This window comes from Protofrankia sp. CiP1_Cm_nod2 (assembly GCF_920664355.1).
Taxonomy (GTDB): domain Bacteria; phylum Actinomycetota; class Actinomycetes; order Frankiales; family Frankiaceae; genus Protofrankia.
Genome location: NZ_CAKKTL010000190.1, coordinates 6954 through 8137, shown reverse-complemented (window position 1 = coordinate 8137; position 1184 = coordinate 6954). Strand labels below are relative to the sequence as shown.

Genomic DNA, 1184 nt, shown 5'->3' with positions numbered 1-1184 from the left:
CAGGCGGGCGAGGCGGCCGGCGAGGGCGCCGCGCACCCGTGACCCTCCGTGCGCGAGCGCTTCGTCGAAGAGGTCGGGGAACCGGCCGGCCTCGGCGTACATCAGCCGCTGAAGAATCCAGCCCTCCCCGGTGAGCTGGCAGTCGATGACCTCGCAGGCCACCCGGGAGAGGTCACCGGCGAGATCAGCGCCGTCGTCGGGCAGGGTGCCGAATGAACCCGACCGTTCAATGTAGCGTCCACTGCGTCAAAGTTACGCTCCACCGCCGAAGCCCCGCCGCTGGCGAGCCCTCCCCCGCCGCCCGCCACGGTGAAGCGCGACGCGGTGAAGTTCGGCATGGTTTCCGACATGGTGAGGAAAGCATCGTGACGTCCGTACCGTTGGAGGACCGGGTCGACCCGCAGCTGCGCGACCATCTCGTGAACCCGCCCAGCCGCCCCCGGCTGGGCCGGCTGCACCCCACGGCCGACCGCGTCCGGGCGACCGACACGCACGTCAAGATCACCGACGGCCCGGACGCGCGGGACGTGCCGGTGCGGGTCTACCGGCCCGCCGAGGCCGATGCCGATGCGCCGGTGGCGCTCTTCGTCCACGGCGGCGGTTTCACGCTGGGTGAGCTTGAGCAGTTCGACCCGCACTGCGCGTGGTACGCCGCCGCGTCCCGGGCGGTGATCGTCTCGGTCGGCTACCGGCTGGCCCCGCAGTTCCCCTACCCGGCGGCGCTGCGTGACGCCCACGCCGTGTGGAGCTGGCTGACGGGCGGCCCCGCCGGGGAGACCGGCGAAAGAGCCGGTGGGAGGGCCGGCACGGGGGCCGCGGAGATCGGCGTCGACCCGGCCCGGTCGGCCATCATCGGCTCCAGTTCGGGTGCCGCCATCGCGGCCGGGCTGACGCTGTACCTGCGCGACCGGCAGGAGCCCCTGCCGTCACTGCTGCTGCTGCACGCGCCCGTGCTCGACGACCGGCACGCCACGGTCTCCAGCCAGGCCATCACCGACCCGCGCACCTGGAACCGGGCCGGCTCCCAGCGGGGCTGGCGCGGCTACCTCGGCCCGCTGGCCGACGCCGCGGACGTGCCGGCCTACGCCGCGCCGGCCCGCGCCGCGGACCTCGCCGGGCTGCCGCCGACCGCCCTGGTATTCGGCGATCTCGAGCTTGCCCGGGACGAGGCGCTGGCGTTCGCC

Annotated in this window: 1 protein-coding gene; it reads left to right on the top strand. The window is 74.4% G+C overall.

The window, feature by feature from the left end:
- Nucleotides 1-365: 365 nt before the first annotated feature.
- On the top strand, nt 366-1184 hold an 819-nt coding region (locus tag NBW84_RS18400; RefSeq protein ID WP_250285975.1), incomplete at its 3' end, for an alpha/beta hydrolase fold domain-containing protein.